Annotated in this window: 22 protein-coding genes; 6 read left to right on the forward strand and 16 right to left on the reverse strand. The window is 42.0% G+C overall.

Annotated features, from left to right (window positions below; genetic code table 11):
* Positions 1-268 precede the first annotated feature (268 nt).
* The 7 genes from glmM to DOZ58_RS06335 form a co-directional block, all read right to left on the reverse strand.
* Positions 269-1,639, reverse strand: a complete 1,371-nt coding sequence (glmM, locus tag DOZ58_RS06305) for a phosphoglucosamine mutase (protein WP_111887545.1) — start codon at positions 1,637-1,639, stop codon at positions 269-271.
* Positions 1,640-1,815: 176 nt separating this feature from the next.
* Positions 1,816-2,889 carry a tRNA 2-thiouridine(34) synthase MnmA gene (gene mnmA, locus DOZ58_RS06310; RefSeq protein WP_111887546.1) on the reverse strand — a complete coding sequence of 358 codons (1,074 nt, stop codon included), beginning with the start codon at positions 2,887-2,889 and terminating at the stop codon, positions 1,816-1,818.
* A 77-nt stretch (positions 2,890-2,966) separates the two neighbouring features.
* Positions 2,967-3,731 carry a type 1 glutamine amidotransferase gene (locus tag DOZ58_RS06315; protein WP_111887547.1) on the reverse strand — a complete coding sequence of 255 codons (765 nt, stop codon included), beginning with the start codon at positions 3,729-3,731 and terminating at the stop codon, positions 2,967-2,969.
* Positions 3,731-5,083 (reverse strand): Mur ligase family protein, encoded by a 1,353-nt coding sequence (locus DOZ58_RS06320; RefSeq protein ID WP_111887548.1) that lies wholly within the window; start codon positions 5,081-5,083, stop codon positions 3,731-3,733. The genes DOZ58_RS06315 and DOZ58_RS06320 overlap by 1 nt, the downstream gene beginning before the upstream one ends.
* Positions 5,084-5,130: 47 nt before the next feature.
* Positions 5,131-6,165, reverse strand: a complete 1,035-nt coding sequence (locus DOZ58_RS06325) for a potassium channel family protein (protein ID WP_111887549.1) — start codon at positions 6,163-6,165, stop codon at positions 5,131-5,133.
* Between the two features lie 11 nt (positions 6,166-6,176).
* Complete coding sequence (locus DOZ58_RS06330) at positions 6,177-6,443, reverse strand: GIY-YIG nuclease family protein (protein ID WP_111887550.1); 267 nt, start codon at positions 6,441-6,443, stop codon at positions 6,177-6,179.
* Positions 6,444-6,612: 169 nt separating this feature from the next.
* Positions 6,613-6,780 carry a zinc-ribbon domain-containing protein gene (locus DOZ58_RS06335; protein WP_041668887.1) on the reverse strand — a complete coding sequence of 56 codons (168 nt, stop codon included), beginning with the start codon at positions 6,778-6,780 and terminating at the stop codon, positions 6,613-6,615.
* 234 nt (positions 6,781-7,014) lie between these two features.
* On the opposite strand from DOZ58_RS06335, the gene DOZ58_RS06340 reads away from it, so the two are divergent.
* The 4 genes from DOZ58_RS06340 to DOZ58_RS06355 are packed head-to-tail and all read left to right on the forward strand — an operon-like array spanning position 7,015 to position 11,656.
* Positions 7,015-8,124, forward strand: coding sequence for an aminopeptidase (locus DOZ58_RS06340; RefSeq protein WP_111887551.1), 1,110 nt, complete (start codon positions 7,015-7,017; stop codon positions 8,122-8,124).
* 51 nt (positions 8,125-8,175) lie between these two features.
* On the forward strand, positions 8,176-9,846 hold the full coding sequence (locus DOZ58_RS06345) for a glutamine--tRNA ligase/YqeY domain fusion protein (protein WP_111887552.1): 1,671 nt from the start codon (positions 8,176-8,178) through the stop codon (positions 9,844-9,846).
* A 47-nt stretch (positions 9,847-9,893) separates the two neighbouring features.
* Entirely contained in the window at positions 9,894-11,192 is a 1,299-nt protein-coding gene (locus tag DOZ58_RS06350; protein ID WP_111887553.1) for a phenylacetate--CoA ligase family protein, read from the forward strand.
* A 20-nt stretch (positions 11,193-11,212) separates the two neighbouring features.
* Positions 11,213-11,656 carry an amino acid-binding protein gene (locus tag DOZ58_RS06355; protein WP_111887554.1) on the forward strand — a complete coding sequence of 148 codons (444 nt, stop codon included), beginning with the start codon at positions 11,213-11,215 and terminating at the stop codon, positions 11,654-11,656.
* 134 nt (positions 11,657-11,790) lie between these two features.
* Here the strand turns inward: DOZ58_RS06355 and DOZ58_RS06360 are convergent, their stop codons facing one another.
* The 9 genes from DOZ58_RS06360 to DOZ58_RS06400 all read right to left on the reverse strand — a co-directional run bounded on the left by DOZ58_RS06360 (position 11,791) and on the right by DOZ58_RS06400 (position 20,511).
* On the reverse strand, positions 11,791-12,405 hold the full coding sequence (locus DOZ58_RS06360) for a V-type ATP synthase subunit D (protein WP_111887555.1): 615 nt from the start codon (positions 12,403-12,405) through the stop codon (positions 11,791-11,793).
* Positions 12,406-12,413: 8 nt separating this feature from the next.
* Complete coding sequence (locus DOZ58_RS06365) at positions 12,414-13,892, reverse strand: V-type ATP synthase subunit B (RefSeq protein ID WP_111887556.1); 1,479 nt, start codon at positions 13,890-13,892, stop codon at positions 12,414-12,416.
* 9 nt (positions 13,893-13,901) lie between these two features.
* Positions 13,902-15,656 (reverse strand): V-type ATP synthase subunit A, encoded by a 1,755-nt coding sequence (locus DOZ58_RS06370; RefSeq protein ID WP_111889695.1) that lies wholly within the window; start codon positions 15,654-15,656, stop codon positions 13,902-13,904.
* A gap of 33 nt (positions 15,657-15,689) precedes the next feature.
* Positions 15,690-16,307 carry a V-type ATP synthase subunit E gene (locus tag DOZ58_RS06375; RefSeq protein ID WP_111887557.1) on the reverse strand — a complete coding sequence of 206 codons (618 nt, stop codon included), beginning with the start codon at positions 16,305-16,307 and terminating at the stop codon, positions 15,690-15,692.
* Positions 16,308-16,319: 12 nt separating this feature from the next.
* Entirely contained in the window at positions 16,320-16,622 is a 303-nt protein-coding gene (locus DOZ58_RS06380; RefSeq protein ID WP_111887558.1) for a V-type ATP synthase subunit F, read from the reverse strand.
* A gap of 2 nt (positions 16,623-16,624) precedes the next feature.
* The gene (locus tag DOZ58_RS06385; protein ID WP_111887559.1) at positions 16,625-17,065 is read right to left on the reverse strand and encodes an ATP synthase subunit C; all 441 of its coding nucleotides are present in this window, start codon (positions 17,063-17,065) and stop codon (positions 16,625-16,627) included.
* An 11-nt stretch (positions 17,066-17,076) separates the two neighbouring features.
* Positions 17,077-19,047, reverse strand: a complete 1,971-nt coding sequence (locus DOZ58_RS06390; protein WP_111887560.1) for a V-type ATP synthase subunit I — start codon at positions 19,045-19,047, stop codon at positions 17,077-17,079.
* A gap of 20 nt (positions 19,048-19,067) precedes the next feature.
* Positions 19,068-20,114 carry a V-type ATPase subunit gene (locus DOZ58_RS06395; protein WP_111887561.1) on the reverse strand — a complete coding sequence of 349 codons (1,047 nt, stop codon included), beginning with the start codon at positions 20,112-20,114 and terminating at the stop codon, positions 19,068-19,070.
* Between the two features lie 64 nt (positions 20,115-20,178).
* On the reverse strand, positions 20,179-20,511 hold the full coding sequence (locus DOZ58_RS06400) for a hypothetical protein (protein WP_111887562.1): 333 nt from the start codon (positions 20,509-20,511) through the stop codon (positions 20,179-20,181).
* A gap of 236 nt (positions 20,512-20,747) precedes the next feature.
* On the opposite strand from DOZ58_RS06400, the gene DOZ58_RS06405 reads away from it, so the two are divergent.
* Positions 20,748-23,336: a heavy metal translocating P-type ATPase gene (locus tag DOZ58_RS06405; RefSeq protein ID WP_111887563.1), complete on the forward strand. Its 2,589-nt coding sequence runs from the start codon at positions 20,748-20,750 to the stop codon at positions 23,334-23,336.
* A 2-nt stretch (positions 23,337-23,338) separates the two neighbouring features.
* Complete coding sequence (locus tag DOZ58_RS06410) at positions 23,339-23,605, forward strand: metal-sensing transcriptional repressor (RefSeq protein ID WP_111887564.1); 267 nt, start codon at positions 23,339-23,341, stop codon at positions 23,603-23,605.
* Position 23,606 lies beyond the last annotated feature (1 nt).

The following is a 23,606-nucleotide window of genomic DNA, read 5'->3' on the forward strand; positions in this document are numbered from 1 at the left end:
TTGTCCTAAAGATCACTCTTTAGTTTTTTATGACAATTCTCCAGGGCATCCGCCGAATTTTCGATACTCCCTGACCTCGTCAACTCAACCTTGTGTGGACCAACACTTGAGTTCTGGCGCTTCTTTGTTGTACTTTGGTTTTGGCCCATTATTATCCCCAAATACTAACTCGATTATTCTATCATAAAAGCACTTTTAACACAAAGAAATGAGGACCTAAGCCCTCATTTCTTAATCAATTTTTAATGATTTTCGCTATTTATTCGAATTATGCCACCACAGGCCGCCCCACGGCTTCGATTGAATCGCTCAAACGTGCCTCAATCAATTGAGCCAATTCTTTTGCGATCCGGGTTAGTTCATTCTGATCTTTTCCTTCAATCATCACCCGAACCAGTGGTTCCGTTCCTGAAGGCCGAATCAGTACCCGCCCCTGTCCGTGAAAATGGGTTTCGACCTCTTTGATCTTTTTTTGAATCTGGTCGTCACGCAGGTAATCCTGTTTTCGTCCATTCTCAACCCGGGCATTCACCAGAATCTGGGGATAAACCTTCATGAGATCTCCCAGTGTTTTGGCATCTCGTCCATCTTTTTTTAGTAGTTCCAGCAAAACCAACGCTGTCAGCATGCCATCTCCAGTAGTATTATGATCCAGCAGAATAAGATGGCCGGATTGTTCCCCACCGAGATTATAATCCCCCTCAATCATGGCCTCCAGTACATAACGATCACCCACATCGGTTTTGATCGTCTGGCATCCGGCTTGATTCAGGGCGATATCCAGACCGATATTGCTCATCACCGTCACCACAACCGTATCCTTTTTCAGCCGGCCACTAGCCTTCATCCGACTGCCAATGAGATTCATGATCTTGTCGCCATCAATGATATTCCCATGATTATCCACCGCCAGACACCGGTCAGCATCCCCGTCAAAGGCGATACCGATATCAGCTTTTTCTTTTACTACCCGTTGTTGAAGCGGTGTAAGATGCGTCGAACCGCACCCGGCGTTGATATTTTTTCCATCTGGTTTATCACCAATAACGATAACCTCTGCTCCAAGGTCACAAAACAATGCCGGTGCAATGTTATAAGCAGCGCCATTAGCACAATCCAGTACCACCCGAAGCCCAGAAAAATCTGTTTCAATTGCTTTTTTGATATGGTTGAGATAGAATACTTCCGGATTTTCCAGTGTCTGAATACTACCACCATCTTTTAGCGGCACGGCCTGACTTTGTAAAATAATTTCTTCAATTTCGTTTTCCACCGCATCCGCTAGCTTAAAGCCCTGACCATTGAAAAACTTGATCCCATTAAACTCATAAGGATTATGAGACGCCGAGATCACAACTCCGGCATCGGCCTTAAGCGCCCGCGTAATAACTGCCACGGCCGGCGTTGGTAGCACTCCCACCAGTAGCACATCTCCGCCCACCGCGAGAATTCCCTTAGCTAATGCCATCTCTAGCGGCGATCCCGATTCACGGGTATCCCGACCGATGACAATCTTTGGCCGGTGGGCATTTCTGCCTAATACGCTGGCTCCCGCCTGACCAAGGCCATAGGCCAACTCCAGTGTTAAATCCTGTTCATATATACCACGTACACCATCGGTACCAAATAATTTTCCCATCTATTATAACTCCTTCGATTGTATGCTCATAAACCAAAACTAATAAAATTTAGCGACTAAAATAAAAAACCTTATCTTTATTTTATCGGCAATACCAGCCTTTTATTAATTATTTTGCGGTGCATCCCTTTATTTTCTCATGCAAATGTTAAAATCTCACCTATTATACCGCAGGACTACCGAAATTCAAAATGTTTTATGATTCCGCCACCAAGTACCCGGCGTCCCTGATAAAAAACCAGGGCCTGACCAGGGGCTGGCGCCCGCACTGACTGCTGACTGTGAACAATCGCCTGATTGCCGGGTAGCCGTTCAATCTGACCACGGTAGATATGACCCCAACGACAGGTTTTAAAGGAAAACTCCTGTTTGGTAAGGTCAACGTGAGGATGCACAAATAGTTGATCCACAAAAATCCGATCTTTAAACAAAACCTGCTCATCATCAAGAACAACGGTATTTGTTTGCGGCTCAAGACCGACCACTGCCCATTTTGTGTTTGATAATAGACCAAGCCCCCGCGTTTGGCCCAGAGTAAAGTTTTGTATCCCTTTATGCCGCCCTAAAATTTTCCCCGAAGAATCCACAAAAATACCAGTTTCGGCGGGCTGTGATCCAAAAATTGCTTGTTTTAAAAAAAGTTGGTGCCCTTTTTTAGGGATAAAACAAATCCCCTGGCTTTCCGCACCTTTTGAAAGTTCTGGTAAAAGCTTCTTAATCATCCCGCGTACCTGATCCTTGGACTCAAAAGCATTCAGCGGAAAAATCAGTTTTTTAAGTACCTCCTGGTTAAGGTGATACAAAAAATAGGATTGATCCTTTCTGGCATTAGGGCTGGCCCATAATTCATAATTGTCGTCCTTTTTTTTGACCTCGGCATAATGACCGGTGGCAATTGCAGCCTGATCATTAATCTTTGCAAAATCACAAAGCAGCGGGAATTTCATGGTCTGATTACACAGCATGCAGGGGTTCGGGGTTTCGCCGTTTTTATACGCATCAATAAAGGGCAAGATGACATTTTTTCTAAACTGATTTTGTGCTTCCAGTACATGATGCTCTATTTGAAGATTCTCGGCCACCTTTTTTGCGGCCGTGATGGTTTGTTCTGAACTTAAAAAATTGAAGGTTACGCCAATAACCTCGTAACCTTCACTTTTTAAAAGACTTGCCGAGGCAGCACTATCAATACCGCCACTCAGTCCGATTATTACTTTTTTCTTTTTCACGGTTATTTTCTTTCTATTCATATTAAGTGTCGGGATCAAATCCTCGTATTAAATGCTGCTGCTAAATGCCACGTTAAACACTTTCTTAGTTGTTTAGATTAACGCTCACCGAGCTTTTTCAGCCGGGTTTCTTTTTTATTAATATGGACGATCTTGGTTTTAAGTGATTTTAGTTCCAAGGAATTATCACGCTGGTCTTCCCAGACTGGCCAGTTTTTATTGGCTTCAATTAAATTGATGATTTCTTCGGTCAGCCAGGGGTTACAAACCAGAACCGGACCCAAGGTATTGGTAAACATACCCTTGCCGCTGATAACACCTTCAAAGCGGGTCTCGCCGTTATTACCATAACCATATTTTAACCAGCCAAAAGGCGACTCTTCTTTGATATCCAGATCCAACATCTGAATTTGACTACCGATGATGTCCATTTCTTTGCCGTTGTAGCGGCAACTGTAATAAAGATCATCTCCGTAGACGACATGATTTTCCCGTGTTTTCACCTCAATAATTCCCAATCCTCTGATCGTGGACTGATCATCGCGCTTTATTGTTTCACCGAAAAGACCCACCGAGGTGCCGGTCACCAGCATCGGCCGGGTTTCAATATAATCCATCAGTTCTTTGCGGTGCGGTTCCAGATAGGCCGCAACTGCTTCAAAATGTTCAATTTCTCCCGGTGGACAAAACAGGAAGTCAAAATCGATCGGATTAAAGGTCTCCGTATCGAGATTAATCTGTTCGACCTCAACCCGGTAACCCCGCCGTTCCCCTTCAGCCCGAATGGCCAGCAGGTTACCCCGGTCGCCATGCAGGTTAAACATATTATTAAAAAGCCAGCCGACTTTTATCGTCTGTTGCATTAATTCTGTCCTCCCTCGATAAATTTTTTCATCTTTTCAAAGGTGGAAAGCCAGGTAATCAAATAAATATTATCGGTTTCGGCCTTATCAATTTCGGCGAAAATTTCGTTAATATTATCACTGTCCATGATCGTGATCGCTTCTTTGGCAACCCCATCATAAATAAGCCGATTGGCGGTATCGTAGGAAACATGCTCAGAGAAACACAGGTATCGCTCGACATTGGAATTGACTACTGGTTTAAAATCACAGTCAAAGGCGTAAAAGGTATTGATATAATGAGGCACAAAGTCATTGACCACATACAAACCCAGGGCCACCATTTTTTCACTCTGATCAGAAGCCATAATATTTAACGCACTTTGAAGGGTATCGGGATTTTCCTGTTTAATCCGCATGTATTTAATGGTTTTGTTCTTATAGGTCAATACCTCAAAGCGGCCGCCGATGTTTTTAAAGTTTTCAAAGGCCTTGGCCGCAGCTTCTGGCGCAATCCCGCAAATTGCTTCGCAAACAGCCAGAGAACCGGCGTAATTATAAAACATGAAGGGCAGATCGTAGGGCATATGAAAGCTCACATCTTTTAACTTAAAACTTTGCTTGGAAAAATTCAGGTCAGTGATCAGATAGTCCGGTGTTTTTTTGCTGGCAAAGCCGCAAAAGTCGCAATGAAAAGGCCCGATACTGTCCACATTGTAATAGTCAAAGCTCATATCGTGATGGCATTTGGGACACGCCTGGGTGGGATAATCCGCACCTTTGGTGAATGATTCATCATGATGGGAAACCCCGTAATAAATCGAGCGGCAGGCGGTTTCCTCAAAAAATCGGGATCGCGGTTCTTCGTTATTGAGGATCAGTGTCATCTTGGGATTCACCACCTCTTTTAATTTACGGATAATAAAATCCGGATCCCCATTTCTCTGGACCTGGTCTTTTTGCAAATTGGTGATCAGCATGTTTTGGGCTGGCAATTGAGCATAAATCAAGGGCAGGTAGCGCTCATCCGTTTCAAAAATATAATAATCGGCCTTGAGTTTCCCCGATAAACTCGCTTCTTTGGCCAGAATTGTGGCAATGCCACCGAGTAAATTGGCACCTTCCAGATTCGAGACGATCTTTTTTCTGTTTTGTTTTAAAATGTGGGTAACCAGGTTAGTCGTTGACGATTTTCCATTCGTCCCCGTAATGAAAATAACCTTCGAATAGTCTATGTTTTTAAAATGTTTTACAAAATCAGGGTCGATCGTCAAAGCCTTTTCTCCGGGCAGATTGGTGCCCCGATCCTTACTGATCATGTTGATGGCCACACCCATTAATTTTGCAAACCATAATGCGAGATAAAATTTCATGATTAATAACCTTTCTTATTATTGACGTTGCAATCGTGCCGCGAACGTTACAGTTGTTTATTTTTTAATTTTTCTCGAACCACGGTGATCATGCTTTTTCGATCACTGGGTTCGTTCTGCTCTGATCCGTCACTGTGATTTTCGCTTTCCAGGCTTTGACTCCAACTCATCTGGGCGGCTCCGGCAACCACTGCCCCAACAAAGCAAGCGGTACTAAACATACTGGCTAAACCGATGACCATCGCCACCAGTTCACCGTAGATCATCCCGTTAAAGCGTACAGGATGGATATCCCCATAGCCGATGGTGGCAAAAGAGATGACCATGTAATAAAGCATATCAAAGGCGTCCAGGGCCCGGTCTGAATTAGCGGCATAAAAATTCGGATCGATCTTAAAGCAATTATAAACCATTAAATAGAGGATACTCATTTCGCTGACAACCAGTACCAGCATGCCCTTTAAAATACTGGCGGTTTCCTGATATTTTCGCCTTTTTGAAACCGAACTCCGAATGATACTGGGATTTGCAATAGCTCGAATCATCACCGAAAAACAGAGGATCAAGGCAAAAGAAAGCCCCACCAGACCGAGTGGCAGACTTGGCGGTGAAATAAAATTCGCAAACAATACAAAATAATGACCCAAAACCAGATAAAAGATCAGATCCACGAATCGGGAGACGACAAGATCCTGAAACTGATCAATTTTCATAAAGAGGTGCTGAACCAAAAATACAACGATGATAAAAACGGCAAAACTTCCTAAAATTCCGATCAGTTCACTCATTAGAATACGATGATGGCTGGACACGACCACCAGTGAAATAATTAGCAATGCACTGGTAACCATTAGAATCCCCTGATACTCATAATTAACGATTAACTTTACCAGAAAACGGCGAAATGGTTTGATTTTTTTAGTTTTATTTTGCCTTACTGCTTCAACAAGTCGTTCTTTATTATAAAATAGAAAAAGTTCAAACAAAAAAAGCGAAAGGATAAACAGATCATAAATAATAATAATGGTATTACCGTTGGCAAGGGTCTCGTATACCGGAAATTCATTGACTAACGGATTCATATGAAAACTCCTCATTGGTCTTGCGATTCACAACACCCAATCAATTTTATTTTTTGTCTTTTTGACATTTTTTTTATCACGGCTTCCCGACTGAGGGCTTCCGACCGATTATTGAGGGCTTCCCAATAAACCAGCGTCACCGGCAGGCGACCCCGGGTATATTTTGCTCCGGTTCCCGAATTATGAACCTTAATCCGAGCTTCTAGATTACAAGTCCACCCCGTATAAAGTGTATTGTCATTACATTTTACGATATAAACGTAAGCCTTGTCTATCATTTGTTTATCTTTCTTTCCGTATCCGCGGAAAATCTTCTCGGAGACGTCTATTATAAGGACAAATCGATTCCATCTACGAATCGATTTGATTCTGTCAATTCCGATGCTAACTGGTACACCATGAAAAAAAGATCCCTAAAAGGGATCTTTATTGTTTTTTTCGTAATTCCTAGAAATTGCTATTTCTTGGTCTTCTCGTTTGTTTTCTTTTTGTTCGACATTCACGACATCTTTTTGGTTCATTGTCAAAACCTTTTTCCTGGTAGAATTCTTGTTCACCTACAGTAAATACAAATTCTTCGCCACAATCTTGACAAATTAAAGTTCTGTCTTCCATGAGTAACCTCCACTTAATTTTATGTACAGGATCTGATTATTCTTTTTTAAATGGAGCATGGACCATTCTGTCTGAACGTTGTTACCATTTATGAACATGTAATCATTAACTATACTGTAGTTATTATACAATGTTCGTTTACATTTGTCACCTGTTTTTTTAATTTTTTATTGAGTTAAATTCTTTTTTCGGATATATTTAACTAATACTATTTCAATTATAAGGAGATAAACCATGAGAGATCATCGACTGATAAAATATGCCCAAACCCTAATCAACTATTCCCTCTATGTGAAACCAGACGAATGGGTTGTGATCCGGGGGTCTGATCTGGCTCTGCCCCTGATTAAAGAATGCTACCAGGCCGTGTTAAAAGCTGGCGCCCACCCTACCGTTTTGCTTAACCCGGAAGGAATTTCAGAAATTCTTTTAAAGGAAGGCAGTGATGATCAACTGCAGTTTAATGCCCCCATGATGATGTCAATCTATTCTAAAGCGGATAAGATTCTAAACATTTTGGGAGACCATAACTTAAGGTCCCTGGCCGCAATTCCTGGTGAGCGTATAGCTCTACAACGCCGTTCTGGCGCACCGGTTACTAAAATTTACAATGACCGGGTCGCCCGGGGTGAAATGGATTGGACGCTGTGTCTCTATCCCACTGAAAGTGGCGCCCAGGAAGCGAACATGTCACTTTCTGACTATGAAGAATTCGTATTTTCTGCCTGTCTCCTCAATACTGACAATCCCATTGCGTCCTGGCAGAAAATTCATCATGAACAGGCGGCAATGGTCACCTATTTAAATCAAAAAAAAGAATTCCATGTGCTTGCTAAAGATACCGATCTGACCCTTTGCACCGAAAACCGGATCTGGATCAATTCCGACGGTCACCATAATTTCCCCAGTGGCGAAGTCTTTACTGCGCCGGTAAAAGAAAGCGTAAACGGAACCATTCGTTTCACCTTTCCTGGTATTTACAGCGGACAGGAAATTGAAGACATTAAGCTCACCTTCAAAGATGGCCGGGTTGTAACGGCTTGTGCCAAACGTGGCGAAGATTTGCTTAACGCTCTGCTTGATACGGACGAAGGTTCCCATTATCTTGGCGAATTTGCCATCGGCACCAACTATGGCATTACTAAGTTTACCAAAAACATGCTTTTTGACGAAAAAATTGGTGGCACCATCCATATGGCTCTGGGTAAATCCTATCCAGAATGCGGACCCATCAACGATTCGATGCTCCATTGGGACATGCTCTGTGACATGAAAGACGGCGGTGCGATTTATGCCGACGGGGAGCTCTTTTATCAGAACGGTCGGTTTATAAAAAAATTGTAATAACCCCGACTTTATGGTATTATTGGCAAATATATAAACAGGAGGAAATTAATGGAGACCACGGAAAAAAAGACGAATTTTATCACCAATGCAATCGATCAGGACATTATTAACAAAGTCTACACCAACGATCGCGTTCACACCCGCTTCCCCCCCGAACCAAACGGCTATTTACATATCGGCCATGCTAAAGCCTCACTACTTAACTATCGCATTGCAAAACAATATCACGGCAAGTTTAATCTCCGCTTTGACGACACCAACCCGATCAAAGAAGAGTTGGAATATGTCGATTCGATCAAGGAAGATCTCACCTGGCTGGGAATCAAATGGGACGACCGACTCTTTTTTGCCTCCAGTTATTTTGATAAAATGGCGGCATACGCCGTTGAACTGATTGGTAAGGGCCTGGCCTTTGTTGATCAGCTCTCCGCTGAAGAAATGCGCCAGTATCGGGGAAACCTGACCGAACCCGGCAAAGAAAGTCCCTACCGCAACCGCAGCATTGACGAAAACCTGAGCCTGTTTTCCCAGATGAAGGCTGGAAAGCTACCAGAGGGTTCTTATATCCTGCGGGCTAAAATTGATATGAGCAGCCCCAACATGAATATGCGGGACCCGGCCATCTATCGGATTATGCACACCAAACACCATTCGACCGAGAATGACTGGTTTATTTATCCGATGTACGATTATGCCCATCCGATTGAGGATGCCATCGAGGGTGTTACACACTCCCTCTGTACTCTGGAATTTGAAGACCACCGCCCCTTCTATGATTGGGTGCTTGCTAACATCGACGATTTTAAGAACGAACCCCCGCGACAAATCGAATTTGCCAAACTCAATCTGACAAAAACCATTGTCGGCAAACGGTTTTTAAAGCAATTAGTCGATGAAAAAATTGTCGACGGCTGGGACGATCCCCGCTTAGCCACTATCTCCGGCTTGCGCCGCCGTGGCTTTACGGCGGAATCCATTCAGGCTTTCTGCGAAGCCATTGGAGTCGCCAAAACCAACAGTACTGTGGATATCGCGATGCTGGAACATTTTATTCGGGACGACTTAAAACTAAAGGCCCCCCGTTTAATGGCGGTCGTTGATCCTCTGAAGGTAACCATTACTAACTACCCGGAAAATCAAACAGAATGGGTTGAGTTACCACTTAATCAGGAAAATGACGCGATGGGAAGCTACAGTGCACCATTTAGCCGCGAAATTTTAATTGACCGCAAGGATTTTATGGAAATTCCTCCCAAAAAGTATTTTCGGCTATTCCCCGGAAATGAGGTCCGCCTGCGCGGTGCCTACTTTATCACCTGTCAGGAAGTGATCAAAGATGCCGATGGCCAGGTTATTGAGCTTAAATGTACCTACGACCCGGGCACCAAATCCGGCGCTGGCTGTGAGCGAAAGGTCAAAGGGACCATCCACTGGGTGGACGCCAACCACGCCAGCGAAGTGGAACTCCACCTCTACGACTACCTGGTTGAGGATGATGCCGGCCTCAACAAAGATAATTTTCTGGAACGAATCAATCAGAAATCACTGGAAATTGTCAAAGCCTATATTGAACCAGAACTGCTAAAGGCCGAGCCCTATGAAAAATTCCAATTTATCCGCAACGGCTTTTTCTCGGTCGATCCTAAATACTCTAAACCAGGTGCACTGGTTTTTAACCAGATCGTCTCTTTAAAAAGTTCTTGGAAACCGACAAAATAAATATATTAATGCTGCTACATGCTGCTTTTAGACGAGGGGAATAAGTTATGAAAATATGGTCTGAAAAAGAAAAAATATCCCGGGAAGAAATCCGGAAACTCCAGTTTAAGCGTTTAATGAAAACCCTGCATCACGTTTATGAAAACGTGCCTTATTATCATGAAAAGTTCAAAGCCGCCGGGGTTAAGCCGGTGGATATCCGAAGCCTTAAAGATCTGCGGCTCCTCCCACTCACCACTAAGGAAGACCTGCGGAAAAATTATCCCTTCGGACTCTTTGCCGTACCCAAAAATAAAATTGTCCGTTATCATGCCTCTTCCGGGACCACCGGAAAACCAACTGTGGTCGGTTATACCAAAAATGATCTAAAAGTCTGGCGGGAAGTCATCGCCCGGATTGTGACCATGGGTGGCGTCACCAATGAAGATACCGCGCAGATCACCTTTGGATTTGGTCTCTTTACCGGTGCCTTTGGCTTACAACAGGGTTTGGAAAAGGTTGGCGCCGGGGTGATCCCGATTTCTTCCGGAAATACTAAAAAACAAATTATGATCATGCAGGATTTCCAATCCACCGTCCTGATCGGAACCCCCTCCTACGCCCTGCATCTGGCTGAAACCGCCCAGGAAATGGGGATTGATCCCAAAGAAGAACTGTTTCTTAACTACGGACTCTTTGGCGGCGAAGGCTCCACCGAAGAAATGCGGGCAAAACTAAACGAAGCCTGGGGCATTATCTCGACTGAAAACTATGGCATGAGCGAACTGATCGGTCCCGGAGTCTCCGGAGAGTGTCAGGCTTTTAACGGCATGCATATCAATGAGGATCATTTTATTGCCGAAATTATTGATCCCGAAACCCTGGAAGTGTTGCCGGAAGGTTCGGTCGGCGAATTGGTGATTACACCAATTACCAAAGAAGGACTACCGCTAATCCGTTACCGCACCAAGGATATCACTCAGCTTGACACCACCCCCTGCGATTGTGGCCGAACCTCTGCCCGGATGGCAAAGATCACTGGCCGAACCGACGATATGCTAATCATCGGTGGGGTTAATGTTTTCCCATCACAAATTGAAGGGGTACTCCTGGGCATTAAGGGAATCGGCTCAAATTACCAGATTCGGGTGCTCAAAAAAGGGTATCTTGATCGTATCGAAATCGATGTCGAAGTGATCAATCAGGACCTGCTGGTCTCGGTTACCCTGCTTGATCAGCTTTACAAAGAAATCGAATCCAAACTGCATACGATCCTTGGCATCCACGCCGGTATTCATCTGGTTGAGCCTAAAAGTCTGGTTCGCTCCGAAGGAAAAGCCAAACGGGTCATCGATCTGCGATCTTAAAAATTTATAGGAGGCAAACCATGCTTATTAATCAATTATCAGTCTTTATTGAAAATAAAAAAGGCCATCTCAGCAAGATCACCAAAGTCTTAAAAGATGCCCAGGTTGATATTCGCGCTATTTCCGTTTTTGACAGCGCTGAATTCGGGATTTTGCGGATCGTCGTGGATAAACCCGAGGTGGGCGCCGAGGCTCTAAAAAACGCTGGGCATGTCGTTAAACAAAGCTATGTGCTGGCGGTGGATCCTTCTGATAAGGTTGGCAGCCTTCATGATGTCTTTTCGCTCCTTTCTGAAAATGACGTCAATATTGAATATGTCTATTCTTTCGTTATGCCCAATAACCAGGGTTCACCCCTGATTATTTTAAAAGCCGACGATCAGGAAAAAGCCATTGCCCTGCTGACCGCCTCGGATTTTAACCTGATTCCCAAAGAGGCCGTATATAACGTTCAAAATAACTAAACAAAATACACTTGGTCCCTTATTAACCCCGTACCAACAATTATTCGTCCGCAAGCAAACAATGAATTAATAATTGCTCGGTCGGCAGGCAGTTGACGACATAGTAAAAGCCGGAGCGTTGCTCCGGCTTTGTTTTATCGTCTATTTTTAACCTTTTTAAGCCGGAAAAACTCTTCCCGCTCTTTTTCTTCGATGGTATCCTGAATATACTTAATTTCGTCCTTTAATCGGGGAATCTGAATCTTATCCAGGGCATTTGCACTTTTTTGAGTCTTTCTAATTTCTAACGAAAGTTTATAGGCCGTTGTTTCAACCTGGGCCAATTGATAGGACAAAAATTTGACATCATTAAATTTTTTGATGGCAATATCCAGGGCCGGATTATTCTCATAAAATCCATAGGGAAGACTTTTTTCGTATTTTTCGGTATAAACCACCTCCGGTATATCAACCCCCATTACCCCTTTAATTCGAATCTCAAAGGGCATTTCCGAGTTTATTGATAAGGCAAACTCTTCCAGGTGATTGAGTCCCATGCTAATGCAAACCTGTTGCAATGCCTTATAGGCTTCCTGAAACTTCTGGTTGATCTCATTTTCAATCAACTCCGCTTCTTTAACCAATTGCATGATCTCCTGGATCAGGATGGTTCTTTTTTTATCCAAAAGATCATACCCTTTTACCGAAAAACTCATTCGACTCTTCGCTTTTATCAGGTTTGCTTTTGTTGGCGTTATTTTAATGGCCATCGTCCCACCTACATTTCTTTAGGGAAATATTTTTCGATGTTTTCAGGACTCAGTCGATCCAGCTCCGTCAGTGGTAATAAAGCCAGAAGTTTCCACCCCAGGTTAAGGCTTTGCATAATATTTCGACTTTCATCAAAACCCTGGTTTAGAAATTTCGCCTCAAAAGCACGTCCAAAAGCCATATATTTTTTATCAGTGGGACTTAGATCCTCCTCACCGATAATCTGAGATAAATCCCTTACTTCCTGAACCTTGGAATAGGAAGCAAACAATTGGTTGGCAACCTCAGCATGATCTTCCCGGGTGAAACCTTCACCAACACCATCTTTCATCAGTCGGGACAGCGATGGCAAAATAGCCACCGGCGGGTAAATACTCCGCTGGAAAAGATCGCGCCCTAAAACAACTTGCCCCTCGGTGATATATCCGGTCAGATCCGGGATCGGATGCGTTATATCATCATTTGGCATGGTCAGTATTGGTAAAAACGTAATTGAACCAACCTGGTCTTTTAACATCCCAGCTCGTTCATAAAGAGAAGCCAAATCCGAGTACATATAACCGGGATAGCCTTTACGGCTGGGAACTTCTTCACGAGCGGAGGATATTTCCCGCAATGCCTCGCAGTAACTGGTAATATCGGTCATGACGACCAGGATATGCATATGTTTTTCAAACGCCAGATACTCGGCTGCTGTTAAAGCGCAGCGGGGCGTTGTAATCCGTTCAGCAATGGGATCATCAGCATAGTTGACAAACATTACCACCCGGTCCATGACATTGGCATCATCAAAGCTCTTCCTAAAGAATTTTTCATCATCGTGTTTAACCCCAATAGCGGCAAAAACAATCGCAAAATCTTCGTGAACATTGTCTCCTAGTCGGGCCTGCTTAACAATTTGAGCGGCCAATTCATTATGAGGTAAGCCATTACCTGAAAAAATCGGCAATTTTTGACCGCGGATCAGCGTCGCCAGAGTATCGATGGAAGAAATACCCGTCTGGATAAAATTCCGCGGATATTCCCGGGACATCGGGTTAATGGGACGACCATTAATGTTTGCTTCAACCAAACTAAAAATGTCACTGCCATTATCAATCGGTTCACCGATGCCATTAAAGATCCGTCCCTGTAAATCCAGGGACATCGGTTCACCGATGCCATTAAAGATCCGTCCCTGTAAATCCAGGGACATCGGTTCACCGATGCCATTAAAGATCCGTCCCTGTAAATCCAGGGACATCGGCAAATTAAAGGATTCGCCAGTAAATTTGATAATACTGTTTCCGGCGGCCAAGCCGGCCGTACTTTGAAAAACCTGGACGGTAACCTTTTTTTCGTCAATTTTGATGACTTTTCCCTTTTTGACTTTCCCGGTGCTGATTTCGACAATATCAACCACTTCACCGTAGAAAACATCGTCCACATCCGAGATTTGAATCAGGGGACCAACGACTTTATCAATTTTTAAATACTCTTTTTTCATTGTTTCCCCCTAATTCTCATATTTTTTAAAAAGCACTTCAAAATACTGGTCGATCTCATCTTTTAGCCGATCAATCCCGCTTAAATCATCATTTGGAATGGTATACTTCATTTTTATGAACTGTCCAAAAATATTCAGATCTTTTAGTTGCGATGTCGGTATTCCGAGTTTTAAGCCTTCCCGACCGCGTTCGTATAGATATTCAATGGCTTTTAACATCGCATACTGTTTTTCCAAGGGGACATAGGTATCATCTTTATTATAGGCGTTTTGTTGCAGATAACCGACTTTGATCAGTTTGGCAATCTCAAGAACCCAGCGCTGATCATCGGGCAGCACATCTTCCCCAACTAGCATCACCATTTCCTGGAGCTTATTTTCTTCATACATCAACTCCAGCATTTTATTTCTCAGCGAAATGCAATCCTCGGCCACATTGTCCTCATACCAGTCCGATAGTATTTTAATATAGCCACTGTAGCTTTCCAGCCAGTTGATAGCCGGATAATGTCTAGCATAAGCAAGACTCTTATCCAGCGCCAGAAAAACATTGACAAAGCGCTTGGTGTTTTCAGTAACCGGTTCGGAGAAATCTCCTCCGGCTGGCGACACGGCACCGATAATCGTAATTGAACCCTCATCCCCGCCCAGGGTTTCAATACTACCAGCCCGCTCGTAAAATTCAGCAATTCGGGATGGTAAATAGGCCGGATATCCTTCTTCTGCCGGCATCTCTTCCAGACGGCCGGAGATCTCGCGCAGCGCCTCCGCCCAGCGCGAAGTAGAGTCTGCCATCATTGCCACCGCGTAACCCATATCCCGATAGTATTCGGCAATGGTGATGCCAGTATAAATACTGGCCTCCCGGGCCGCTACTGGCATATTGGACGTATTGGCAATTAAAACCGTTCGCTCCATAATCGATTTACCCGACCGGGGATCGATAAGTTTAGGAAAATCTTCAATAACTTCAGTCATTTCATTTCCCCGCTCACCGCAACCGATATAGACAATGATATCTGCATCCGACCACTTGGCCAACTGATGCTGAGTCATCGTTTTTCCGGTTCCAAATCCCCCGGGGATCGCTGCTGTTCCACCTTTGGCAATGGGGAAAAAGATATCAATTACCCGCTGTCCAGTGATTAATGGCACCAGGGTTTCTTTTCGGTAGGCATTGGGACGAGGTGTACGAATTGGCCATTCATGGGCCATTTTTAGTTCATGAACCTGATTCTTATGATCCGAAATTCGCACCAGCACATCGTCAATGGTATAGCTGCCATTAGGGACCACCTCAATAACGGTTCCCGAAAGGTTTGGTGGCACCAGTAACCGATTTTTTATAACTTCCGTTTCCGAAACGGTGCCAAAAATACACCCCGCCGTTAACGCATCCCCCGGTTTAACACTCAAGACGGTTTCCCACAATTTTTTGTCATCAATGGATAAAAGTCCTATTCCTTCCGGAATAAAAATTGGCGAGATTTCCTGGATTTTTTCCAGGGGACGCTGGATTCCGTCAAACATGTTTTTTAACATCCCAGGACCTAAATTCAAGCTCAGTGGTCTGCCGGTGGGGTTGATTACCTCGCCAATTTTCAGCCCTTCCGTTTCCTCATAAACCTGAATCGTGCCTATGTCACCTTCTAGAATAATCACTTCGCCAATGAGCCGTTTATCACCAACCGTGACCATTTCTCGCATTTTAAAGGTGGTCATGTTTTTACCTTTGATAACCGGTCCATTAATCGCCGAAATCATCCCGGTAATTTTCTTTTCTTCTGTAACTGCCACCTAAATCACCTGCTTTTCCATAAACCCATTAAGTGTCATTCCGATGAGTTTATAATTGCTTTTTATGAGACTTTCAACGGTAAAATCGCAATGAAGGCTGACTTCTTCATCTTCGACAATGAATCCGCCAATACACTCCTGACAATTCTTATGATAGTTTACCGCATAACCATCTAACTGCTCGTCAATGAGGTTTTTGATTTGCTCGTAATCGCGTTCATTGACAAAAACAACCAGTTCCTTTTTACTTTCAAATACCTGCGGTATCTGGGCGATACAATCACGCAAATAGCACTCGTAAACTTCTTCGGTCAGATACGCTCTGGCCTTTTCCCGGATAATCTGATTAAAATCCAGTAAAATGCGTTTCTTTTCTTCCAGTTCTAATGCTTTGGCTTTGTTTTTTCCTTCTGCGATAATTTTATTTTTATCTCTGAAAATAGTATGGTAACTCCGTTCTTCAACAGACCTTTTTTCTTTTCTGATTTTTTCCCACGAGTCTTCCAATAGGGCGTCCCGCTTTTCTTTCGCTTCGTAGATGATATCTTTTCCCCATTTTCGTTCTTTACTTAAAATATATTGGGTAAACACCCGGAGTTTTTCTTCTACAGAAATCATTTTATCACATCCTTACAATCCCACAGACTCTTTAATATACCGTGTTATCATTCCTTCGCTTCTTTGATAACCATAACGATCCGGAATAATTGTAATTAAAGGCGTAAAATACTTCTTCTTTACTTCATTTACAGTTTCTTCCATCATCAAATATGCTTTTTCCGTCAAAAAAATAATTCCAATATCCTTGTTTTTCAAGGCTTCTTTAAAAGCCGCTTCAATATCATCTTTTGATTTTAAATAAGTCCCTTCGATACCCGCTAGTTGCATTCCCAGATAAGAGTCCCGGTTCTCACTAATCACATAAGATTTCATTTTTATAAACTTCCAATAATCATAATTGAAATGATCAGACCGTAGATTGCAACACCCTCTGCCAAGCCAACATATATAAGGGTTTTACCTAAAATTTTCTGATCTTCAGAAACGGCACCCAAGGCGGCCGAACCAACAACCCCGACTGCATAACCAGCCCCAGCACAAGCCAGCCCGGTCGATAGTGCTGCCGCGATATAACCTAAACCGGCATCTGTGATTCCACTGGATACACCGTCAGTCGCGGCTGAAACAATACTGGGAGCCATAAAAATAAGGGCCCCAGCGAGTAAAGGAATAAATGTTGACAGATTTACGCGCAAGAATTTTTTCATATTCTGACTTTTTTCATCACAATCATTATAGACAAAATAGACCCCACAAGCGATTGTTCCCAAAACTAACAGTGCTGCTCCAATTGTAATCAGAGTTAATAGATTCATTTTAATTCTCCTTAATTTAGATTAATTTCCAGATCAACCGGTTTAAACTCAATCCCGTCACCTGAATAGTATTTACTGAACAACTCATAGAATTGTAATCTTAATGCCTGAATACCAACAATTAGACCTTCCAAGGCAATGATAAATATATTGGCAAAGATGAGTATTCCAAAACTGATCACACCATTTTGTACCATGATGGCCAATGTCTGAAAGGCCATAAACAGACCCACATGGGTCAATGCAAAGGCACCGATTCTGATAAAGGAAAGGGTGTTGCTCAACATACCCAAAAACATTTCGAAAAGCTCAAAACCGCTCTCGACATAATACTCTGATGCCGTTTCTTCATACAAGGGCTTTTTCTTCATCAAATAGTTTGCCAAAGGCTCTCTAATTAGTACCAGAAATACCAAAAACACTGCCAGAAGAATCAACCCGGGAACTAAGATTTCCAGATGCGGAAATATTCCAAAGTTCAAACCCATAATCCCCAAGAGACTGACATATAAAGCAAAACCGCAGAGGCCGTTTTTTCCAAAAACCCCCTCTTTGATATCTTTCTTTTTAAGTTTGTTGATGATACTATAAATATAGGCAACAAAAAGCATCACAATTCCGATCAGAACGGCCGAAAGAAGGACGGTATTAATCTCATGGAAGGGCCTTAACCAGAGCGGATGAATCACCTCTTCAAATCCAAAAATACTGCCATACATAAACCCAAAAAACGTAGAGCACATCCCTAATCGTAACAGCACTTTCCCAAGCTCTACTCCCCTTTTTCCCAGGATCCAGCCAGCGAGAGCCAAAATAAGGCCCTGGCCAACATCACCAAACATAAATCCGAAACAAAACATATAGGTTATGCTTAAAAAAGGGGTTGGGTCCAGCTCATTAAATGAGGGCACGCCATACATTTTTACTAAGGTCTCAAAGGGACGAAAAAGCCAATTATTCTTCAATTTAGTGGGTGGCTTTCCACTACCACTATTTGTATCCGAAAACATGATGATCATTTCCGGGTATTTAGCGGCGATCGCCTCCATCCGTTTTTTATCACGTCTGGAAATCCATCCAGAAAAATAAAAATTCTCTTCACTAAAGGCCATATATTTTTTAATGATGCTCAAATTCCCATATAAACTCAGGGTATTAAAACTCTCCGTTGCTTCTTTTTTATTTTCTTTTAAATGGGCATTCAAATCCACAAGTAACTTTGATTTTCTTTCTTTTAACACTTCAACTTCTTGATTAATTTTTTTAAGAATGATCTTTGGTGTTTCGGTATATTCTGAACTAAACCCTTCAATGGGCTTAAAATTCAGCGCCTTTAGAATCCGCTTGGATTCAATTTCTAAATCCCTGGGGGACACAATCATAAACACTTCTTCATTGTCTACCTGATTGCCAACATGAAATACAATTGAAGTCACACTGTTATAAATACTTTTCAAGCGGGCGGCATTATCCTTTGTAACTGATCCCATACTAAACGAAAAATTTTCGAGATGATCAAGTTCGCTCATATTAGCTTCCAGTTCATCTAAATAGCCATAAGCCGTTCTGCTTTTTTCAAGCGTTTCAAGGCGATCGTTTATTTCTTTGATCTCACCATACTCAAGGACTAAATTGTTTTCAAAAGCTTTAGCATTGGCCAACGCTTTTCCGAGATCCGTATCACCTTTCGCTAAAGACACCATATCTAAACTGAGGGATCCCTTGTAGAGTTCATTTAATTTATTTACGGTTTTGACAAAATTCTTCTCATCCATCATGGTTTCTCCAGACACAAGCTGAGCAAACCCCAATAGTTCTCCCATGTTTTCTTCCCGAATTGGCAGAATAAATCTACCCGAGTCAATCTCGTGCATGGCGTCCACTATTTGTATGTCATTGAAAAGAAAAATGTCTTTGGCAAATTTGTCTACATCTTTAATTTTGCCGACTACATCCATCATAATCACATTTTCAACTGCCATAGAGTACTTCCTTTCACACCCTAATCAATGGGTCTGATTAAATATTTTTTTGTCTCATCCGCGCCCATTCGATAACGCTTGCTTTCAATTATTGACGTGATATCTTCGATTTCAAAATCCAACAAGCGCACATATGCTACAACCCGACCCAAACCACTGTCACTATCGCCGAAAAGCTTTAAGTTCTGATAATACAAATAGCGTTCCTTGCGTCTTTCCATAAATAAATCGATGGTATCCGTGTGGTTAAAAAGAAATGCATAATCAGAATTTGTTAATAAAGCTTTAATTTCGACGAGATTTTTTGCATCAACCAGGCTTAATAAACGTTTCTCATTAAGCTCCAGACCACCGCGTAGCGAATAGGCAATTAATTCTTCTCGGGATAAGCTATAGAATTTTTTTCCGCGATAAATCCAGATTAAATTTAGCAAATCGAAGTTTCGTCTTTGTAGATCGATTAAATCTTGATTCGATTTTTTATCAAGCTTCATTAAACGGTTTTTTAACAAATCATAATAATAGCGATCCAGATTTTTTTCCACCATTACTAAGTCATGGGGACCCTTGATATCCTTATAAATTTCAAAAATACGGTAGTAATCGGTATTAACGAGCATCTTTTTAAATTCTTCCCAGTCTCTAGCACGAAAAAGACGATCAAAAGGTACTTTAGTGTACTTTTCGGAAAAAATCATTAGTGCCTTGAGTGATTCCAAATTACCACTTCTGGCGATGCCACGAATTAAAATTCGAATCGATTCGACCTCCATACGGATTAGCAAAATCAGAAGAAAATTCTTTTCCTCACCGAGTAGGTAATGCATCAGCTTTTCGGTGTCACGCACTTTCAAATCATTCAAGTGCGCTTCAATCTCTGTTCGATGAAGATCTTCTGGATTCATTTTACTTAAAAAATCGCCATAATAAGTATGATCTCTTAGGTAAAGGAATACTTCTTTCAAGTCTTTTGCCTTAATCAACTCAAGATAATCTTTATCATTAATTCTTCGAGCTCGCATTGCAAGCACTTTTGTATTTATAGCTGCATGTTTACTTTTAGACATTTAACTCTCACACTTTTCTATAAAATTTAGATCGAAAATCCATAGAATCAGATACTGCCATCGGTTACTTAAAGAGTTTTTCCAGAACTTCCAGTGCCTTTTCATCTTTTTTCTCATCATATCGGCATTGAGTCTTAGCTAATTCCTGAACCATCGAATCAATGATGCTTTGACGCTCTTCTTTGGCTTTGCTAATCTCCACGTGATAGTTTTGTTTGGCTAATTCCTGAACACCATCTAATTCATTTTTCTCATTTGCTTTAATCTTATTTTTAGTATGTTCTAAAATTCGATCCGCTCGTTGGCTAACATTTTTTTTGATCCGCACCGCCTTCATATCAAGATCGATAACTTGCCTGATAACCAAATTAATATCTGCGTCTTCACTATGTAACATGATTAATCTCCTTTCAATTAAATTTCAAAACATTTTCTTCTTATTAATATACCCAATATTTCTGTTTTTCATTATAGCACTTTAAAAAATGATAGCAAGATGTAATTTTTTCTAGCAACCGATTGCATGTTTCTTAAAATTAATTATTGTGTTGACACAAATCGATAAATGGTGTATTATTCGGTTATAAAGACACCCCCTCCCCATGAGGGGTAGATTTAAAAGGAGGACTCACTATGGAAAGAACGCAGTTTAATATTAGTGGCATGACCTGCACCGCATGTGCCAGCGCCATTGAACGTAAAGTTGGCCAAATAGATGGTGTCGATTCTGCCGTTATTAATTTTTCAAATGAGAAACTAATTGTCCAGCATGATCCGACACTTGCTCCCGTACCGCTGATTGTCACCACCATCACAGCTCTAGGCTATGGCGCAACACTGGTTGAAGAAGGAAGTAAATTCACCTCAGGTACTAATAAAAAACAAAATGATAAGCCCAGTTATCAAGTTCAAATTGACGAAGTTAAATCGCGACTCATCAGTTCGCTGATCTTTACCCTCCCCTTATTTTATCTCGCCATGGGTCCGATGATCGGCTTGCCAATTCCCGCTTTTTTAGCTGGCGAAAAAAACTTACTGATTAACGCCTTAACGCAAATGTTTCTAACCTTACCGGTTGTCTTTTTGTGTCGGCATTTTTACATCAATGGTTTTAAAGCTCTGGCCAAACGTATTCCTAATATGGATTCGCTCGTGGCCGTAGGCACGAGTGCTGCCTTTATCTATGGGGTTATCGTTTTGTTTATCCTCGCTTATGGTTTTTCATATGATAATATGGAATTGATTCATCACTATTCACATGAACTCTATTTTGAATCAACCACTGTTATTTTAGTTTTAATCACTTTAGGCAAATTTCTTGAAACAAAAGCAAAAGGAAAAACGTCCCAAGCGATCGAAAAATTGATTGCTTTAGTACCCGAAAACGCCCGCGTGTTAAGAAATAATTTAGAAGTCGAAATTTCTATTGATGAGGTTCGAATCGATGATATTGTCATTATTCGCCCCGGAGAACGTGTTCCTGTCGATGGGATTATTCTGAGTGGTCATTCCAGCGTTGACGAATCTCTACTGACTGGCGAAAGTTTGCCTGTCGAAAAAGTGACCGGTGACACTGTTATTTCCGGCAGTATGAATAAAACCGGTTCTTTTGAATTTAAAGCGACTAAGATCGGACAGGACACTACCCTCAGTAAAATTATACAACTGGTTGAAGAAGCACAGTCATCGAAAGCCCCAATTGCCAGAATTGCCGATGAAATCAGTCGCTTTTTTGTTCCCGCAGTAATGGGAATCTCACTGCTGACTTTTATAATCTGGATGATCCTTGGTTTTGGGCTATCTTTTGCCTTATCGGCTGCGATATCTGTTCTCGTTATTTCCTGCCCCTGTGCCTTAGGACTAGCCACTCCAACAGCTATTATGGTTGGTACCGGAAAAGGCGCCGAAAAAGGCATCTTATTTAAGAATGGTCCGGCTTTGGAAATTCTTGGCAAATCAAATACCGTTGTTTTCGATAAGACCGGTACCTTAACGATCGGTTCTCCATCGATTACCGATATCATTCTTTATGATTCTGAAATCGATCAGAATGAATTGTTAACCATAACCGCTTCTTTAGAAAAAAAATCAGAGCACCCGCTGAGTGAAGCGATTGTAAAGAAAGCTGATGAACTTCATCTTTCTTTACATGAAGTGTCAAAATTTGATTCGTTATCTGGATTAGGTATTCAAGGTCAGCTTGCTGGTAAAAATGTAGTGATAGGAAATATCAAACTAATGGAGCAAAATAGCCTTTCCGTTGAACACATTATGAATGATTATCTGCGACTCTCTGATTTGGGAAAAACGCCGCTATTAGTAGGCTGGGATCAATCGGTCAAAGGCATCATCGGCGTTGCCGATACCATTAAGGAAAACAGTAATTTAGCCGTTTCGCAACTAAAAGCAATGGGGATCAAGGTCTATATGCTCACCGGCGATAACGAACGGACAGCGCAGGCGATTGGCAACACGGTCAACATCGAAAATGTCGTAGCCAATGTGCTTCCCCATGAAAAAGCATCGATGATAAAGAATCTGCAAGCAGAGGGACATCAGGTAATCATGGTCGGAGATGGCATCAATGATGCCCCGGCGTTAGCCCAAAGTGATGTCGGCATTGCAATCGGTAACGGCACCGACATCGCCATTGAATCGGCCGATGTTATCCTTATGCAAAACGATTTAATGAATATTGTTTCAGCAATACAATTAAGTAAGGCCACTTTGAAGAACATCAAACAAAACTTATTTTGGGCCTTTATTTATAATGTGATTGGTATCCCCCTTGCTGCTGGTGTTTTATTTATACCGTTTGGGCTAAAACTAAACCCAATGTTTGCCGCCGGCGCAATGAGCTTAAGTTCAGTTTCCGTTGTGCTCAACGCTTTATCGCTAAAAACATTTAAAGCTAAATTATTAAACGTAAAGCAACCCGAAGCAAATCCTACCGTTAGCAAAGCAACACTGCTTAAAGATAAAAAAATTGAAATGAAAGAAGGAAAAAAAATGAAAAAATTATTAAAAGTTAGTGATATGAGTTGTCAACACTGCGTTAAATGTGTTGAAAGTGTGTTAAATGGCATTGATGGAATCAGTGATGTGTCCGTATCTCTAGAACAAGGCCAGGCCAGTTTCACAGCTTCCGATAATGTTAATCTAAGTGCAGTGACTGCTGCCCTCACAGAAGCAGGTTACCCGGCCTCTGAAATCACTGAATAATTATGGAAGTCAAAGATCGTACAACCGAGCTAAACCTGCTTAAAACTGCCCGGGGTCAGATTGATGGCATTATAAAGATGCTTGAAAATGATCGGTATTGCATTGACATTTCGAAACAAATCCTCGCAGTTCAGGCCCTTTTAAAAAAGACGAACCTGGAAATTTTAAAAAAACATATGAATTCTTGTGTAGCAGATGCCTTTGAAAAAGGCGATGGTGAAGCGAAAATTGATGAGATCATGCTTGTCCTTGATAAGTATTATCGATAGA

It is taken from the genome of Acetobacterium sp. KB-1, from assembly GCF_003260995.1.
Lineage (GTDB): Bacteria > Bacillota > Clostridia > Eubacteriales > Eubacteriaceae > Acetobacterium > Acetobacterium carbinolicum.

What these genes read in the sequence shown, in the direction of transcription:
- DOZ58_RS06335 (WP_041668887.1), bottom strand. Translation starts at nt 6,780, where the DNA reads ATGGAAGACAGAACTTTAATTTGTCAAGATTGTGGCGAAGAATTTGTA.
- mnmA (WP_111887546.1), bottom strand. Translation starts at nt 2,889, where the DNA reads ATGAATAGAAAGAAAATAACCGTGAAAAAGAAAAAAGTAATAATCGGA.
- DOZ58_RS06405 (WP_111887563.1), top strand. Translation starts at nt 20,748, where the DNA reads ATGGAAAGAACGCAGTTTAATATTAGTGGCATGACCTGCACCGCATGT.
- DOZ58_RS06320 (WP_111887548.1), bottom strand. Translation starts at nt 5,083, where the DNA reads ATGAAATTTTATCTCGCATTATGGTTTGCAAAATTAATGGGTGTGGCC.
- DOZ58_RS06370 (WP_111889695.1), bottom strand. Translation starts at nt 15,656, where the DNA reads ATGATTTCGGCGATTAATGGACCGGTTATCAAAGGTAAAAACATGACC.
- DOZ58_RS06330 (WP_111887550.1), bottom strand. Translation starts at nt 6,443, where the DNA reads ATGATAGACAAGGCTTACGTTTATATCGTAAAATGTAATGACAATACA.
- DOZ58_RS06365 (WP_111887556.1), bottom strand. Translation starts at nt 13,892, where the DNA reads ATGAAAAAAGAGTATTTAAAAATTGATAAAGTCGTTGGTCCCCTGATT.
- DOZ58_RS06325 (WP_111887549.1), bottom strand. Translation starts at nt 6,165, where the DNA reads ATGAATCCGTTAGTCAATGAATTTCCGGTATACGAGACCCTTGCCAAC.
- DOZ58_RS06360 (WP_111887555.1), bottom strand. Translation starts at nt 12,405, where the DNA reads ATGGCCATTAAAATAACGCCAACAAAAGCAAACCTGATAAAAGCGAAG.
- DOZ58_RS06395 (WP_111887561.1), bottom strand. Translation starts at nt 20,114, where the DNA reads ATGTCTAAAAGTAAACATGCAGCTATAAATACAAAAGTGCTTGCAATG.
- glmM (WP_111887545.1), bottom strand. Translation starts at nt 1,639, where the DNA reads ATGGGAAAATTATTTGGTACCGATGGTGTACGTGGTATATATGAACAG.
- DOZ58_RS06315 (WP_111887547.1), bottom strand. Translation starts at nt 3,731, where the DNA reads ATGCAACAGACGATAAAAGTCGGCTGGCTTTTTAATAATATGTTTAAC.
- DOZ58_RS06345 (WP_111887552.1), top strand. Translation starts at nt 8,176, where the DNA reads ATGGAGACCACGGAAAAAAAGACGAATTTTATCACCAATGCAATCGAT.
- DOZ58_RS06350 (WP_111887553.1), top strand. Translation starts at nt 9,894, where the DNA reads ATGAAAATATGGTCTGAAAAAGAAAAAATATCCCGGGAAGAAATCCGG.
- DOZ58_RS06375 (WP_111887557.1), bottom strand. Translation starts at nt 16,307, where the DNA reads ATGATTTCTGTAGAAGAAAAACTCCGGGTGTTTACCCAATATATTTTA.
- DOZ58_RS06380 (WP_111887558.1), bottom strand. Translation starts at nt 16,622, where the DNA reads ATGAAATCTTATGTGATTAGTGAGAACCGGGACTCTTATCTGGGAATG.
- DOZ58_RS06340 (WP_111887551.1), top strand. Translation starts at nt 7,015, where the DNA reads ATGAGAGATCATCGACTGATAAAATATGCCCAAACCCTAATCAACTAT.
- DOZ58_RS06385 (WP_111887559.1), bottom strand. Translation starts at nt 17,065, where the DNA reads ATGAATCTATTAACTCTGATTACAATTGGAGCAGCACTGTTAGTTTTG.
- DOZ58_RS06355 (WP_111887554.1), top strand. Translation starts at nt 11,213, where the DNA reads ATGCTTATTAATCAATTATCAGTCTTTATTGAAAATAAAAAAGGCCAT.
- DOZ58_RS06390 (WP_111887560.1), bottom strand. Translation starts at nt 19,047, where the DNA reads ATGGCAGTTGAAAATGTGATTATGATGGATGTAGTCGGCAAAATTAAA.
- DOZ58_RS06410 (WP_111887564.1), top strand. Translation starts at nt 23,339, where the DNA reads ATGGAAGTCAAAGATCGTACAACCGAGCTAAACCTGCTTAAAACTGCC.
- DOZ58_RS06400 (WP_111887562.1), bottom strand. Translation starts at nt 20,511, where the DNA reads ATGTTACATAGTGAAGACGCAGATATTAATTTGGTTATCAGGCAAGTT.